This window comes from Staphylococcus sp. FSL K6-3157 (genome assembly GCF_038005145.1).
In the GTDB taxonomy this organism is placed as follows: Bacteria; Bacillota; Bacilli; order Staphylococcales; family Staphylococcaceae; genus Staphylococcus; species Staphylococcus equorum.
On the sequence record NZ_JBBOSM010000001.1, the window covers coordinates 1,514,428 to 1,530,589 of the forward strand.

The 16,162-nt window shown below is 33.4% G+C and carries 14 protein-coding genes and 1 riboswitch; of the genes, 6 read left to right on the forward strand and 8 right to left on the reverse strand.

The genetic code is table 11. The features are described 5' to 3' along the window. Positions 1–275: 275 nt before the first annotated feature. The 7 genes from dapD to MHB47_RS07380 all read right to left on the reverse strand — a co-directional run bounded on the left by dapD (position 276) and on the right by MHB47_RS07380 (position 8,134). The gene (gene dapD / locus MHB47_RS07350) at positions 276–995 is read right to left on the reverse strand and encodes a 2,3,4,5-tetrahydropyridine-2,6-dicarboxylate N-acetyltransferase (RefSeq protein WP_002507643.1); all 720 of its coding nucleotides are present in this window, start codon (positions 993–995) and stop codon (positions 276–278) included. 22 nt (positions 996–1,017) lie between these two features. Further along, positions 1,018–1,740, reverse strand: coding sequence for a 4-hydroxy-tetrahydrodipicolinate reductase (gene dapB, locus MHB47_RS07355; protein WP_340755917.1), 723 nt, complete (start codon positions 1,738–1,740; stop codon positions 1,018–1,020). After that, positions 1,737–2,624 carry a 4-hydroxy-tetrahydrodipicolinate synthase gene (gene dapA / locus MHB47_RS07360; protein ID WP_340755919.1) on the reverse strand — a complete coding sequence of 296 codons (888 nt, stop codon included), beginning with the start codon at positions 2,622–2,624 and terminating at the stop codon, positions 1,737–1,739. Before dapA ends, dapB begins: the two co-directional genes overlap by 4 nt. Before the next feature lies 1 nt (position 2,625). Continuing rightward, a complete protein-coding gene (locus MHB47_RS07365) occupies positions 2,626–3,615 on the reverse strand; it encodes an aspartate-semialdehyde dehydrogenase (protein WP_021339156.1) in 990 nt (329 codons plus the stop codon). 55 nt (positions 3,616–3,670) lie between these two features. Next, a complete protein-coding gene (locus MHB47_RS07370) occupies positions 3,671–4,873 on the reverse strand; it encodes an aspartate kinase (RefSeq protein WP_340755921.1) in 1,203 nt (400 codons plus the stop codon). A gap of 86 nt (positions 4,874–4,959) precedes the next feature. After that, positions 4,960–5,138: riboswitch (Lysine riboswitch) on the reverse strand. 180 nt (positions 5,139–5,318) lie between these two features. Continuing rightward, entirely contained in the window at positions 5,319–6,149 is an 831-nt protein-coding gene (locus tag MHB47_RS07375) for an aldo/keto reductase (RefSeq protein WP_340755923.1), read from the reverse strand. A 383-nt stretch (positions 6,150–6,532) separates the two neighbouring features. Next, positions 6,533–8,134 carry an ABC-F family ATP-binding cassette domain-containing protein gene (locus MHB47_RS07380; RefSeq protein WP_002507649.1) on the reverse strand — a complete coding sequence of 534 codons (1,602 nt, stop codon included), beginning with the start codon at positions 8,132–8,134 and terminating at the stop codon, positions 6,533–6,535. 157 nt (positions 8,135–8,291) lie between these two features. Here MHB47_RS07380 and cvfB point away from each other — a divergent pair, with 157 nt between their 5' ends. The 6 genes from cvfB (at position 8,292) to phoU (ending at position 14,166) form a co-directional block, all read left to right on the forward strand. Continuing rightward, on the forward strand, positions 8,292–9,191 hold the full coding sequence (gene cvfB / locus MHB47_RS07385; RefSeq protein ID WP_021339152.1) for an RNA-binding virulence regulatory protein CvfB: 900 nt from the start codon (positions 8,292–8,294) through the stop codon (positions 9,189–9,191). 397 nt (positions 9,192–9,588) lie between these two features. After that, complete coding sequence (locus tag MHB47_RS07390) at positions 9,589–10,539, forward strand: PstS family phosphate ABC transporter substrate-binding protein (RefSeq protein ID WP_002512395.1); 951 nt, start codon at positions 9,589–9,591, stop codon at positions 10,537–10,539. Positions 10,540–10,684: 145 nt separating this feature from the next. Then, on the forward strand, positions 10,685–11,614 hold the full coding sequence (pstC, locus tag MHB47_RS07395; protein ID WP_107515307.1) for a phosphate ABC transporter permease subunit PstC: 930 nt from the start codon (positions 10,685–10,687) through the stop codon (positions 11,612–11,614). A gap of 1 nt (position 11,615) precedes the next feature. Beyond that, positions 11,616–12,527 (forward strand): phosphate ABC transporter permease PstA, encoded by a 912-nt coding sequence (gene pstA / locus MHB47_RS07400; protein ID WP_002507653.1) that lies wholly within the window; start codon positions 11,616–11,618, stop codon positions 12,525–12,527. A gap of 103 nt (positions 12,528–12,630) precedes the next feature. After that, positions 12,631–13,512: a phosphate ABC transporter ATP-binding protein PstB gene (gene pstB, locus MHB47_RS07405; RefSeq protein ID WP_340755925.1), complete on the forward strand. Its 882-nt coding sequence runs from the start codon at positions 12,631–12,633 to the stop codon at positions 13,510–13,512. 3 nt (positions 13,513–13,515) lie between these two features. Then, positions 13,516–14,166 (forward strand): phosphate signaling complex protein PhoU, encoded by a 651-nt coding sequence (gene phoU, locus MHB47_RS07410; RefSeq protein WP_340755927.1) that lies wholly within the window; start codon positions 13,516–13,518, stop codon positions 14,164–14,166. Positions 14,167–14,278: 112 nt separating this feature from the next. Here phoU and pepF read toward each other — a convergent pair whose 3' ends face one another. After that, complete coding sequence (pepF, locus tag MHB47_RS07415) at positions 14,279–16,087, reverse strand: oligoendopeptidase F (protein WP_340755929.1); 1,809 nt, start codon at positions 16,085–16,087, stop codon at positions 14,279–14,281. Positions 16,088–16,162: the final 75 nt, after the last annotated feature.

Sequence of the window (16,162 nt, forward strand, 5' to 3'; positions counted from 1 at the left end):
TTAATTAACTTCAGACTTTATTTTAAAGTCCTTTGTTTATATGTATAAAAAAGCGAAAAATATAATATTAAAAAAATGAGGAGGTAAGACGGATTTATCAATGTATAATGGATAGCAACTTTTTAAAAGTTATAAACGCCATCATTAATTACATCTTGTCTCGTCTTAAACCTCCTACATTAATATTTATAGATGTTCATACTAAGAAGTATAGTCCTCATTTATCTGGAACAATAACTAACTTAGTAAAAGTGGAAATTGCATAAAATTAAGCTTTAATCATTCAATTTTCTTAAAGCTGAAACGATTTCACGTTTTGAATCTTCAACTTCACTTGTCTGTTTAATTACTTTAGCAGGTGTACCTGCAACAACTGATCCAGCTGGCACGTCTTGTGTTACAATTGCACCTGCAGCCACAATAGAGCCTTTACCAACACGAACACCTTCAAGAATAACTGCATTCGCACCAATAAGCACATCATCTTCGATTACTACTGGAGAAGCACTAGGTGGTTCAATGACACCAGCTAATACTGAGCCTGCACCAACATGTACATTTTTACCAGTAGTTGCACGGCCGCCAAGTGTTGCATTCATATCTACCATTGTACCTTCACCAACTACAGCACCAATATTAATCGTTGCGCCCATCATAATCACTGCACCATCTTCAATAATAGCTTGTTCACGAATGAAAGCGCCTGGTTCAATACGTGCATTTGTGTTAGTTAAATCTTTTAATGGAATAGCCGAATTACGACGATCCATTTCAACTTCTATTGTTTCAATGCTAGATTGATTCGCTTCGTAGAATGTTTTCCATTCATCCGCTTCACAGAAAACAACTTTTGAATCAGGTGAACCAAACACTTTGAAACTATCAGGGAAGGTTACATTTTCAAAATTCCCATTAATATAAACCTTTAGGGGTGTAGATTTCTTTGCATCACTAATATATTTAATAATTTCTTCTGCCGTTAAATGTTGTACCATAATTTAATACGCTCCTTAGTTTTTATAGGTTATCAAATGTATAATAGTCATTTGCCTTATTGATTAATTTTTCTGCTGCACCAATTGCACCATTTGCAAAAATATCTTTTGACTGTGCTCGATGCGTAATCTCTATTGTCTCATCAGTACCAGCAAATAGCACGTCATGTTCTCCTACAATCGTGCCACCACGAATGGAATGGATACCGATTTCATCTTGTGTGCGTTTTTCAGTATGCTCATGTCTATCATAGACTGGTGTAGATTTTTCTCGCAAGTCATCAATCACATCATATAATTTTACTAACGTACCACTTGGCGCATCCACTTTTTTATTATGATGCGCTTCCGTAAGTTCAATGTCGAAATCTTGTAATAGGGGCACTGCTGCTTCTAAAATTTTTGTTAAAGCATGTACACCATAACTCATATTCGCACTGAAAAAGACTGGCATTTGATTACTTAACGCTTGAAGTTTATTGATTATTTCTTCTTTTTCACCAGTCGTTGCTATTACTAATGGTAAATTAAAGTCTTCATCCAATAATGGTAATAACAGTTCTGGGTTAGAGAAATCTATTGCAACATCTGCTTCTTTAGCATCTGCAATACGTTCAAATGTAGGGTACGGGTAATCCTTGGTAGTATCTCGTACAATAACACCAATTATTTCATGTCCTTTTGATTCAGCTAATCTTGCGACACGTTGATTCATCGCACCATAGCCTATTAATACTATCTTCATGCCTTGTCACCTGCTTTAAATTGTTCGTACGCATTTTCTAACGTTTTACGGTCTTCATCTTCTAAAGGTACAAGTGGTAAACGCACCTCATAATTTCCGAAACCTTCTACCGCTGTGAGTGCCTTCACTGGAATAGGGTTTACATCCACTGCTAATGCATCTAACAATGTTTGAATCGGTTGGAATTGTTTTTCAATATCTTCTCCATTTTGTTTTGCATCGTATAACGCTTGAAAAGATTTTGGGATCACGTTAGCAACTACTGAGATAACGCCATGTCCATCTTTATTAAAATAGTCAACTACATTGTCATCATTACCACTATAAAGCGCAAAGTCATTTAAGTTGATACGTTTTTTTACTTCTTCTAAATATTCAAAATCGTTGGTCGCATCTTTTAATGCAATAATATATTCATTCTTGCTTAATGTTTCAACTGTATCTGGTTCTATAGTCATATTTGTACGAGAAGGCACATTGTATAACACGACTGGTAATTTAATTGCATCTGCTATTTTCGTAAAATGAGCAATTAAACCACGTTGATTCGTCTTATTGTAGTAGGGAGTGATCAGCATAATTGCATCTGCACCCATTTCTTTAGCACGAACTGAAACTTGAATTGATTTTTGTGTATTATTCGTACCTGTTCCAGCAATTACAGGAATGCGTCCATCTACATAATTTACGACTGCTTCTAGTATTTGATCTTTTTCACCATCAGTTAATACTGGATTTTCAGCTGTAGTACCATTTACAACAATCGATTTTACATCATTTTCAATTAAATATTTCAAATGTCTTCTAAGTGCATCATAATCTACTTCATTGTGTGTAAAAGGTGTTGTTAAAGCGACACCTACGCCTTCAAAAATATGTCCCATATTATTTTACTCCTTTCAGGCTCATAACTTGTTCAAGTATTTGCACTGCATTCAATGCCGCACCTTTCAATAAGTTGTCAGAAGTACACCATACGTGGAATGTATTATCTAATGTTTCATCACGGCGAATACGTCCTACAAAAATTTCATCTCTGTCAGTAGAATTAATCGCTAATGGATATACATTATTTTGTGGATCATCTTCAAGTACCACACGGTCATCATTTTCAAATAATTCTTGGATTGCACTCACTGTAGCTTCTTTTTCTAACGTTACACTCATGTGAACACTGTGACTGTCTTGGACTGGCACACGTACACAAGTAGCTGTAACTTTTAATTCATCATCTTTTAAGATTTTACGTGTCTCGTCTATCATTTTTTGTTCTTCTTTTGTATACCCATCTTCAAGGAAAGTATCTATATGCGGTAACACATTATTATAAATAGGATGTGGATATGCTTCAGGTGCTTTACCATTTGCTCCTTCTGCTAAATCTTGTTTACCTTTTACCCCAGAACCTGAAACCGCCTGGTATGTCGTATATGCAACACGTTTCAAGCCAAATTGTTCTTGTAATGGTTTAAGTGGTACGACTGATTGTATTGTTGAGCAATTTGGATTTGCAATAATTTTTCTATCTAATACAGGCTCGTTGACCTCTGGAACGATTAAGTCTACACCTTCAGTCATTCTCCATTGACTTGAATTATCAATGACAATTGCACCCGCTTGTTCAAAAATAGGGGAGAAGTGTTCACTTGTGCTACCGCCAGCACTCATTAATACATAATCAAATGATTCCTTAGCTGCGTCTTCCGTCAATTCTCTAACAGTGTAGTTTTTACCTTGAAATTCAATGTTTTCACCTGCTGAGCGAGCCGATGAGAACAACACTAACTCATCAAATTCAACGCCTTTGCGATCTATTGTTTCTAACATTTTTCTTCCTACTAATCCTGTTGCGCCTGCCAATGCTAATTTTGTCATATACCATACACTCCATTTTTATTATTTTAATAAATATTAATTATATTCCGAAAATTCAGATATCAAAAGCTTGATAAAGGGCTCGAACAGCTCGTTCGCCATTCTTAGCATCTATTACACATGAAATGCTTATTTCTGATGTTGTAGTTTGATAAAAAGAAATATCGTTTTCAATTAAAGTAATGAATGCTTTTGATGCTACACCAGAAATATCACGCATACCAGAGCCAATTAAAGAGATTTTAACGTATTCTTCATTAATCTTGAAGTCTAATGCATTAAATTGTTCTTTTAAAGTTTCTAATATGGTTGAAATCTGAAAAGCATCTGTATCTTTAATAGTAAAGGACATTTGTAATCCTTCCAAGTTAATAATCTGAGAAATCATATCAACATTTACTGAACCTTCTTCCAATTGAGTAAAAAGCTCAGTAAGTAATCTATTATCTGGTAAGGGATAACTAATTGTAACGTGCATCATATGTGTATCTAACGCCACACCTGTGACTGCTTTCTTTTCTAATAATTCTGCTTGTGACATAATCCATGTTCCTTTCACATTTGATAAAGTTCTTCCTAAATAAAGCGGAATATTATAGTTGTTTGCTAATTCGACGCTTCTTGTTTCTAACACGCCTGCACCTAATGCGCTCATCTCCATCATTTCTTCATAAGAAACGTATTCAAGTCGTTTTGCTTCTTTATATAATCTTGGGTCAGTAGCATAGACACCATCGACATCGGTATAAATCTCACATGCCGTGTCATTACTTGCTGCTAAAGCAACAGCAGTAGTATCTGAACCACCTCGACCTAACGTCGTCACTTCAAGTGATTCATTTATGCCTTGGAAACCAGCAACTACCAAAACATCATTTTCTGTAAATGCGATTTCGAATGTATCAGGATTAATTTCTGCTATCCGACTTTTTAAATGATGTCCAATTGTCTTAATACCCGCTTGATATCCGGTCATCGCTTTGGCGTTTACACCGATATCATTTAAAACCATAGATAAGTAAGAAACTGTCTGTTGTTCACCTGTCGTTAATAATAGTGCAAGTTCTTGATCTTTAGGGTTGGTAGTTAATGCAGAAACATTAGCCATAAGCTCATCTGTTGTCTTGCCCATGGCACTAACAACAACAATAAGCTGTTCACCTTGATCAACTCTCATTTTCAACATTTCCGCTATATTTTTTATTTTTGTAAAATCACTTACTGAAGAACCTCCAAATTTCAAAACACTTCTGCTCAATTCTATATCCTCCTCATTTAATAGGGGAGAATCACAGTATTAAAAAAAGAACAAGTTCGGGATGCGAACTTGTTCTATAATTTATATACAAGTGATGCACTCCATTATCTTACAATAATGACAGACTCTTAGCTCTTAACCATAAAGTCCAACGTGTTATAAGCTGCTATTATAACTATTTCGGCATCTCACCCTTTCAAAATTAGCTGCTAGCAGGCAGGTTCTTCTAATATTTACTAATGATTGATGCGCCTCATCAAAACCATATTTAACTTTTGTTTGTTTATGATTCATATTATACATATGCTTATATGTACTGTAAACCGCTTTTATGAAGTTTTTTAAATTTACTGAAAAATAAAACATTATATTTATACATTTTACGTTATAAGTGTAAATATAATTAAAATTGTTTAGTGACAATCATTTTCGATATTTTCAATTTTTAAAATTCTTCATATGTTGCAGGGTCTTGACCTTTTAATCTACCATCTTTTTGAGTTAAGTTATTTATCTTTTCTACGTCTTCAACTTCTAAGTTAAAATCAAAAACATTTAGATTCTGAATTTGTCTCGTTATAGAAGTAGATTTTGGAATTGGTACTACACCTAATTGAACGTGCCATCTTAATATAATTTGAGGTATTGTTTTATTATATTTTTCGGCAATTATAGCGATATCTTTATCTTTTATTACTTCAGATGCACGACCTAATGGACTCCATGCTTCTGTAATAATTCCTTTTTTATTATGATACTCAATCATATCTTGTTGATTAAAGTACGGATGTAATTCAATCTGATTCACTGTAGGTAAGACACCAGTTTCTTTTTCTAATTTTTCAATGTGTTCTGGTAAGAAATTACAAACACCAATAGATTTAATAAGTCCCGCTTTTTGAGCATCAATCATCGCTTGCCAAGCTTCAACATACTTATTGTGTCTTGGATTTGGCCAATGAATTAAATATAAATCAATATAATCGACATTTAATCGATAAATAGATTCTTGTATAGCTGTTAATGCTGCATCATAGTCTTGATAACGACCTGGTAATTTCGAAGTGACAATGATTTGATCTCTTGAAACATGACTTCGTTCAATTGCTTTACCCACTGTACCTTCATTTTCATAGTTATAGGCTGTATCTAATATTCTGTATCCTTGATTTAACGCATTAACGATTGCATGTACGCCTTGCGCACCATTTAATTTATATGTACCGAAACCGATTTGTGGTAAAAGTTGTCCATCAATCATATTTAAATTTTCCATTGAAATAACTCCTCCGTTCATTTGAATTAATTATGATTATATAATTCAAAAATTCATTTTGAAAGTAATTAGCCCAAACAATGGGGCGTTTCATCCTAAATAAGATGAACAAAGTGGGGACATCCTTAACTTAAGGTCTTCGTCTAGTGCTTTATTAATTTGTAAGTAGTTAGCTCAAATCACTACAATTTTAAATAACAATAAAATGATTCAGCCAACCAATTTCATAGATTTAACTCATATAAAGATAAAAGAACATGAAAAAGGCACCCCTAATACCTTTATAGTATTGGGGTACCTATATTTTAAGAGGGGAGTAAGACAGGAATCTAATTGTTCTAACAAGATTACGTCGTCTCAGCCTCCGCTTATTTATTGCGTTATTATTTTAATACACCAGTTTCTTCTAAATAGGCTCTATAAGTCGTTTCTTTAGAAAGACCACCAGTTGGATTTAAATCAATGACACGGTTTGCAATTGTATTGATGAATTCAAAGTCATAAGATGTAAAGATAATAGAACCTTTGAATGATTTCAAGCCATCATTGACTGCAGTAATACTTTCTAAGTCTAAATGGTTTGTAGGTTCATCCAGTAGTAACACGTTAGAACTTGATAACATCATTTTACTTAGCATACAACGTACTTTCTCTCCACCAGATAAGACACTCGCTTTTTTCTTAACTTCTTCACCGCTAAATAGCATACGTCCTAGGAAGCCACGTAAAAATGTCTCTGTTTGTTCGTCTTCAGGTGCGTATTGACGTAACCAGTCAACTAAGTTTGTATCTACACCATCGAAGTAGAATGAGTTATCTTTAGGTAAGAAACTTTGAGAAGTTGTTACGCCCCATCTTACTGTACCTTCATCTGGTTCCATTTCACCAGCTAAGATTTTAAGTAATGTTGATTTAGCAAATTCACTATCACCAACTAATACAGCTTTATCGTTAGGATCCATAGAGAATGAAATATTATCTAATATCTTTACGCCGTCGATTGTTTTAGAAACATTGTCGACATGTAATAAATCATTACCAATTTCACGTTCAGGTGTGAATTTCACAAAAGGATAACGACGAGAAGAAGGTTGAATATCATCAATCTCGATTTTTTCTAATTGTTTCTTACGACTTGTTGCTTGTTTTGATTTAGAGGCGTTTGCAGAGAAACGTGCCACGAAATCTTGTAATTCTTTAACTTTCTCTTCTTTTTTCTTGTTTTGATCTTGAGCCATTTTCATAGCAAGTTGACTTGATTGGTACCAGAAATCATAGTTACCAACAAATAATTTAATTTTGCCATAATCTAAGTCAGCAATATGCGTACAAACATTATTTAAAAAGTGTCTATCATGAGACACAACAATAACTGTGTTTTCAAAATTAATTAAGAAATCTTCTAACCAACTTATTGCAGGGATATCTAAACCATTGGTAGGCTCATCTAGTAATAATACGTCAGGTTTACCAAAAAGACTTTGTGCTAATAACACTTTAACTTTTTGATTGTTTTCTAATTCAGACATTGTTTTATCTTGTAGGTCTGCTTTGATACCTAGTCCAGAAAGTAGGGTACCCGCATCTGCTTCAGCATTCCAGCCGTCCATTTCAGCAAATTCGCCTTCTAGTTCTGCAGCTCTAATACCATCTTCATCACTGAAGTCTGGTTTCATATAGATTTCATCTTTTTCTTTCATTACTTCATATAAACGTTCGTGTCCTTTAACAACAACATCAATTACACGTTCATCTTCAAATGCAAAGTGATCCTGTTTTAAAACTGCTAAACGTTCGTCTTTCCCCATAGAAACATGACCAGTTTGAGCGTCTAATTCACCCGATAAAATCTTTAAGAACGTTGATTTACCTGCGCCATTAGCTCCTATTAATCCATAACAATTGCCATCTGTAAATTTAATATTTACATCTTCAAATAGCTTACGATCACCAAATCGTAAACTTACATCAGTAACTTGTAACATGCATTTACTCCTTTTCGTTATCCTTTTCGTTAATCTACCGGACAAATTATAACACACTTATCAACTTGTTTCGACCATTCTCGATGTAGTGATGCTAGTTTCTTCATAGCATGTTATAATAAGTAAGAATAAATCTGTATGTACGAAGGAGAAAAGTATGGCCCAAGATGAAAAAGATATTGTAGGTTCTATAGAATTTCTTGAAGTTGTTGGATTAGAAGGTTCAACATATAAGTTAAAAGGACCAAACGGAGAAGAAGTTAAACTCAATCAATCCGAAGTAAAAGATGAAGATGAATTAAATATAGGGGAAGAATATAGTTTCTTTATTTACCCAAATAGATCAGGTGCATTATTTGCTACACAAAATATGCCTGACGTAACGACTGATAAATACGACTTTGTAAAAGTATTAAAAGTTGATCGCGATGGTGCACATGTCGATGTAGGTTTACCAAGAGAAGTATTAATACCTTGGGAAGATTTACCAAAAGTTAAATCAGTTTGGCCAGTACAGGGTGATGAGTTATTCGTTACGTTACGTATTGATAGAGATAATAATATGTTCGCACGTTTAGCAACAGAAACAATAGTAGAACAAACATATAAGTCTGTTTTCGATAATGAATTGAAAAATAAAATCATCGAAGCAAGACCATATCGTTTATTACGCATAGGTAGTTTCTTACTATCAAAAGAGGGTTATAAAATATTCGTTCATGAAACAGAACGCAAAGAGGAACCACGTCTCGGTGAAAATGTAAAAGTCCGTATCATTGGTCAAAACGATAAAGGTGAATTGAACGGTTCATTTTTACCACTTGCACACGAAAGACTTGATGATGATGGTCAAAATATTTTTGACTTACTCGTAGAGTACGATGGGGAATTACCTTTCTCAGACAAATCGAGTCCCGAAGCTATTAAAGAAATTTTTAATATGAGTAAAGGTTCGTTCAAAAGAGCAATCGGGCACTTATATAAAAACAAAATTATCACGATAGACTCTGGTAAAATCGCTTTAACTAAAAAAGGTTGGGAAAGAATAGAAAAGTAATTCCTTCTATCATAAAGTGATGTTTTTATCTAACCTGTTTTATAACAATAATAATAATAATTTATAAAATGAATTGGACTTCAAAATACAATTCTCAACAAACCAATCCTGAAATCACTATTTTTATAGAGTGATTTCAGGATTTTTTCTTTATTTATATTACAATTTCAGGCTTGTTTGTAATATTTTTTTCTAGAAAAACCTTATATTATCAACGTTTATAAGTCATTATTTTATAAATTCATAGCTATTATAAATTTTGTAAAAAGAAGCCGTTTTATCTTAACGAAACATTTACATTATCTATATTTGTAATTAATAAATTGTGTGTAATATAGGTACTGTAAGAAATACATATAACTTTTAAGGGTTATTTATTTATTAGGAGGATGTTTCAATGAAAAAATGGCAAGTATTTGGAACTACAGTAATTGGCTCTTCACTTTTATTAGGCGCTTGTGGCGGCGGAAATGCTGGTTCTGGTGGCGGCGAAGGCGAAGTTAAAGGCGACGGTTCATCAACAGTAGGTCCAATCATTGAAAAATTAAACGAAAAATTTGCTAAAGAAAATTCCGATGTTACAGTTTCATCTGGTACATCTGGTACTGGTGGCGGATTCGAAAAATTCATTTCAGGGAATACTGATTTTTCAAACGCATCTAGACCAATAAAAGATGAAGAGAAGAAAAAATTAGAAGATAAAGGTATTAAATATAATGAATTTGAAGTTGCAAAAGATGGCGTAACAATTGCAGTTAATAAAGAAAACGATTTTGTAAACGAATTAACTAAAGATCAATTGAAAGATATTTATTCTGGCGAAGCAAAATCATGGAAAGATGTTAATCCTGAATGGCCAGATAAAGAAATTAAATCATTTTCTCCAGACCAATCACATGGTACATATGACTTCTTCACTGAAGAAGTTATGGATGACGGAGATATCAAAGCAGAGAAAAACGCTGATACAAACGTAATCGTTCAATCAGTTCAAAAAAATGAACAAGGTATTGGTTACTTCGGTTATAATTTCTTTGAAGAAAATAAAGATAAATTAAAAGCCGTTGAAATCAAAGATGATAGTGGTGAAGTTACTAAACCAACTAAAGAATCAATTCAAGATGGCTCATATGCTTTAAGTAGACCACTGTTCATTTATACAAACGAGAAAAAACTAAAAGAAAATGAAGGATTCCAAGATTTCATGAAATTTATCTTTGAAGACAAAGGTAAATCAGCTGAAGAAGCAGGATTTGTAGCTCTACCAGAAAAAGATTACCAAAAACAACTAGATGAATTAAAAGAGATTACTGGTAAAGAAAGCAAAGATAAAGAAGAAGATAAATAACACATAGCTGTAAATCTTAAAGGTCGGGATTCTGTATTAGAAAACAAAGTGGCGATGGGAATAACGTCCACTTTGTTTCTCTATTTCTAAACATCCCAACCTTTTTTTAATAATTTCGGAGTCTATATGAAGGAAGGAAATTTACATGGCGAATAAAAACCGCTCCGTAAGCGAAATGATAGAAAAAAACAATGCCAATAAAAAAGGTGCAAGCGATAAAATTGTTCCAATTATTTTAGGTACAATAGCAATTTTTTCTATATTAGCGACAATCGGTATTGTAGTCACATTATTAACAGAAACCATTACGTTTTTCACACGTATTCCTATTACAGAATTTCTATTTTCGATGGAATGGACACCATTCTCATCTGATCCTAAATTTGGAATTTGGCCATTAATATTAGGTACGTTGAAGATAACTGTAATAGCTACAATCGTAGCAGTGCCATTAGGTCTGGGTGCAGCAATTTACTTAAGTGAATATGCTTCGCCACGTGCTAAAAGTATTATCAAACCAATATTAGAAATATTATCTGGTATTCCAACAATCGTATTCGGTTTCTTTGCTCTAACATTTGTTACACCGTTAATACGTGGAATCTTTCCAGACATAGGCAGTTTCAACTCTATTAGTCCAGGTCTTGTAGTTGGTGTAATGATTATCCCATTAATATCAAGTATGAGTGAAGATGCAATGTCATCTGTACCAAACAAAATGCGTGAAGGTGCACTAGGTTTAGGTGCTACAAAATTTGAAGTAGCAACTAAAGTTATTTTACCAGCTGCCACTTCAGGTATTATGGCCTCAATTGTATTAGCAATTTCACGTGCAATTGGCGAAACTATGATCGTATCTCTTGCTGCAGGTAGTACACCGAGTGCATCACTTGATATAACAGGGTCCATTCAAACAATGACTGGTTATATCGTTCAAGTAGCTACTGGTGATGCAACATTTGGTACTGATACTTACTATAGTATATATGCAGTAGGATTCACTTTATTCTTATTCACATTAGCAATGAATTTGATTTCTCAATGGATTACGAAACGTTTCAGAGAGGAGTATTAATATGACTGAAACAAACAAAAATGTGCTCGTAGACCAACAAACAGTTGAAAAGAAACTCTCTGGAAGGTTAACGACAAATAAAGTTAATAAATGGGCTTTCTTTGCCTGTACAATGGTTGGTTTGCTTGTATTAGCGGCATTACTCATTGATACACTTATAAAAGGTGCTGGACACTTAACTCCATCATTTTTTACTAATTTCTCATCATCAACGCCTTCTATGGCAGGAATTAAAGGTGCCTTTATCGGTACTATATGGTTAATGGTTACTATTATCCCGATAACAATTACTTTAGGTGTTGGTACTGCAATATATTTAGAAGAATATGCTAAAGAAAATGCTCTTACAAACTTTATTAAAGTGAGTATCTCAAACTTAGCTGGCGTACCCTCAGTCGTATTTGGTTTACTTGGTCTTACAATTTTCGTAAGAGGTATGGGTATCGATTCAATTGCACTCGGCAACTCTGTTTTAGCGGCTGCATTAACAATGTCGTTACTTATCTTACCGGTAATCATTGTAGCTAGCCAAGAAGCAATCAGATCTGTACCTAGTTCTGTAAAGGAAGCTTCATACGGACTAGGTGCCAACAAATGGCAAACAATACGCCGTGTTGTGTTACCAGCGGCGATTCCTGGTATTTTGACAGGTTTCATCTTAGCACTATCTCGTGCATTAGGTGAGACAGCACCATTAATTTTAATTGGTATACCAACGATTTTATTACAGCTACCATCTACAATATTCGATCAATTCCAAGCGTTACCAATGTCAATTTATAGCTGGACAAAATTACCACAGGAAGAATTCCAAAACGTTGCATCGGCAGGAATTATCGTATTACTCGTTATATTACTATTAATGAATGCAATAGCGATATTCTTAAGAAATAAATATAGTAAAAAATACTAAATTTAAGATACAAGAAATATTATTTAAATAAGGCTAGTAAATGGGAATATGCTAGGATTTCAGTAAAATCTTAGCATCTAGCCTATAAAAAGGAGTTTTAATTATGAATAAACAAATTATAGATAATAACGATACGAACGATACATTAAAATCACATACCGACCGTAATGACTCACCAATAGCAACTATTGAGCCAAATCACTCAGAGAATAAAATTCCAGATAGTCAAAAGAAAATTGTCTATTCAACTAAAAATCTTGATTTATGGTATGGAGAAAACCATGCTTTAAAAAATATTAATTTAGATATTTTAGAAAATAATGTAACAGCAATTATTGGACCATCAGGTTGCGGTAAATCAACATACATTAAAGCATTAAATCGTATGGTTGAACTTGTGCCATCTGTTAAAACTGCTGGTAAAATCATGTACCGTGATAAAAATATTTTCGAAAATAAATATTCAGTTGAAAAATTGAGAACAAATGTAGGTATGGTATTCCAACAACCAAATCCATTTCCTAAATCAATTTATGATAATATCACTTATGGTCCTAAAATCCATGGTATAAAAAACAAAAAAGTCTTAGATGAAATTGTTGAAAAATCTCTACGTGGCGCTGCAATTTGGGATGAATTAAAAGATGACTTAGACAAAAATGCTTATAGTTTATCTGGTGGACAACAACAACGTGTTTGTATTGCTCGTACGTTAGCTATTGAACCAGATGTTATATTGATGGATGAGCCAACGTCAGCTTTAGATCCAATATCAACATTAAAAATTGAAGAACTTGTTCAAGAGCTTAAAGAACAATATTCAATCATCATTGTTACACATAATATGCAACAAGCTGCTCGTGTTTCTGATAAAACTGCTTTCTTCCTTAACGGCTATGTTAATGAATACGACGACACTGATAAGATCTTCTCCAATCCTGCAGATAAGCAAACTGAAGATTATATCTCAGGTCGCTTCGGTTAATCTATGGCAACAATTAGACATAAATATGAAGGCCAACTAGACGGACTTATTAAAGATTTACGTCGACTTGGTCTTTATGTATATCGTAATATAGAATTTGGGCTGACGTCGTTAAGTGAAGAAGATCGTAATTATGCTAGACAAACAATAGCTAAGGATAAAGAAATCAATGAGCAAGAAACTGCAATTAATGAAAAAGTAATCCTGCTTATCACTAAGCAACAGCCGATTGCTACAGATTTACGTTTAATGATGGCAGCTTTAAAAATTGCTACTGATTTTGAACGTATAGGCGACAATGCAGCAAGTATAGCGAAAATTAGATTACGTGCAAAAATTATTGACGAATATGTACTGACGAGACTCAACACTATGGGTAAACTTGCGCTCTTAATGTTAAAAGACTTAGATGATGCAGTTAATGATAATGATATTACCTTAATAAAAGAAATCATTGATCGCGATAAAGATATTGATGATATCTATAAAAATATTGTAAACACAACTTATTTAATAGATAACGATCCTTTCGTTGCAGGTCAAGCACATTTAGCTGCAAGACATTTAGAACGTATTGGAGATCACATTTGCAATATAGCAGAAAACATTTATTTCTTTATTACAGGTGAACGTTATGAATCCTATAATAAATAAAAATGTTCCATATAATAAAAGCACAATGGCTTTACAAAGATAACTCGCTTTCAAATAAATGAAAGTAGATGATCTTCAAAATTGCCATTGTGCTTTTTAATTTTATAAAATGCTATTTATTTTCAATTTCCTCAGTTAGTGTTTCTAATTCATCAACAAGTTTGCCAATATAGCCAATTGTTGATTTTAATGGTTGTTCAGTTCGGATATCAATACCTGCAATTTCAGCTAAATCTACTGGTGATTTACTACCTCCAGCTTTTAAGGTATCTAACCAAGCATCAACAGCTGGTTGTCCTTCATTTTGAATACGTTGAGACATCACTGTACCAATCGTTAAGCCAGCTGAATACGTGTAAGAGTATAATCCCATATAATAGTGTGGTTGTCTCATCCAAGTTAGCTCTGTACCTTCCGTAAGTTTCACGCTGTCTCCAAAGAATTGACTATAGACATCAAGCATAATGTCATTAAGTACTGGTGCAGTCAATGATTCTCCTTGATCGACTTTATTGTAAACTTCACGTTGGAAAGCAGCTTCAAGTAAATGTGTAACCATATTATGGTAATATGTTCTTGAAATAATAGAACCTGTTACCCAACGTTTAAATTTAGCATCATTACTATTTTTAAATAAGTAGTTCGCCATAAGCATTTCATTCATAGTAGAAGGTGCTTCTACAAAATACATCGAAGCTTCTGATTCTAAATAATTTTGATGCGCTTGTGCTAATGTAAAATGGCCCGCATGACCTAATTCATGTGCTAACACGAAAGTTTCAGTCATTTTACCAGTCCATGATATAAAAACATAGGAGTGTGAAGCATAGGGACTCGCACAATAAGCACCTGTTTCTTTACCTTTGTTTTGTGCAAAATCTATCCATCTCTCATTATAAGCAGCTTCAACCATTTCTAAATAATCTTCACCAAGTACATTTAAAGCTCCATAGATATATTGTTTAGAATCTTCAATTGAAATTTCTGGTTCGTAGTTTGGATCAATAGAAACTTTTAAATCTTCAAAATGCATTACATCTAAGCCATGGACACGTTTAACTAATTTCGCATATTTTTGGATAATAGGTGCTAAATCACTCATAATCACATCAATTTGTCTGTTAAACATGTCTCGCGTCACTTCTTGCTCTTGTAGTAAATAATCAATAACAGAATCATATCCTCTTAAATCTGCTTCGATTTTCTCTTGTTGCACTTGCATATTATATGTCGCTGCTGTCGTATGCTGATACTTACTTAATGCATTACTAAAATGTTTGAAGCTTATTCTTCTAAATGCTTCATTTGGGTTATCTTCATATTCATTCTCAAAAGTAGCATAATCTAAAGGATATGTTTGTTGATTATATTCAAATGGTTCAAATTCAATATCCAACATTTTTGTAGTTCCATAAAGTTCAAAAGCGCTCTCAAAAGTAGGGGACAAACTTGCTAATACTTTTTCAACTTCTGGAGTTAATTGATGTGCCTTATTCGCTTTTAATTTCGTTAAAAAATGGGGATACTTCGATGTTTGAATAAGTTGTTCAAGTGTTTGATCAGATAGCTCTAATATTTCTGAAACTACAAATGAAAGTTCACTAGCGATTTTTCCATAAGATGTAGACAATTTTGCGCTTAATGTCTGTGCATGTTCATTAGCTGTATCAACACTCAATCTTAACTCAGCATAATTGGCCATTCTATCTAATTGAATTAATAGTTCAGAATATGCATCCAGTGCATCTTCAACAATATTCACTTCAATTAATTGCTCTGCATATTGTTGATTAAATGCCTTAGCTTGTTCCAATGTATCATTCAGTGTGTTATAAAATGCATCATCAGAACTAAATAAGTCAGTTACGTCCCACGTTTCTTCAATTGGAACATTATTTCTAAATGGTAGTGTTTCAGCCATATAATCTACTCCTCTACATTTATATTGTATTCACAATTAATTATACATGAATGACCCGCATAAATGATAACCGAA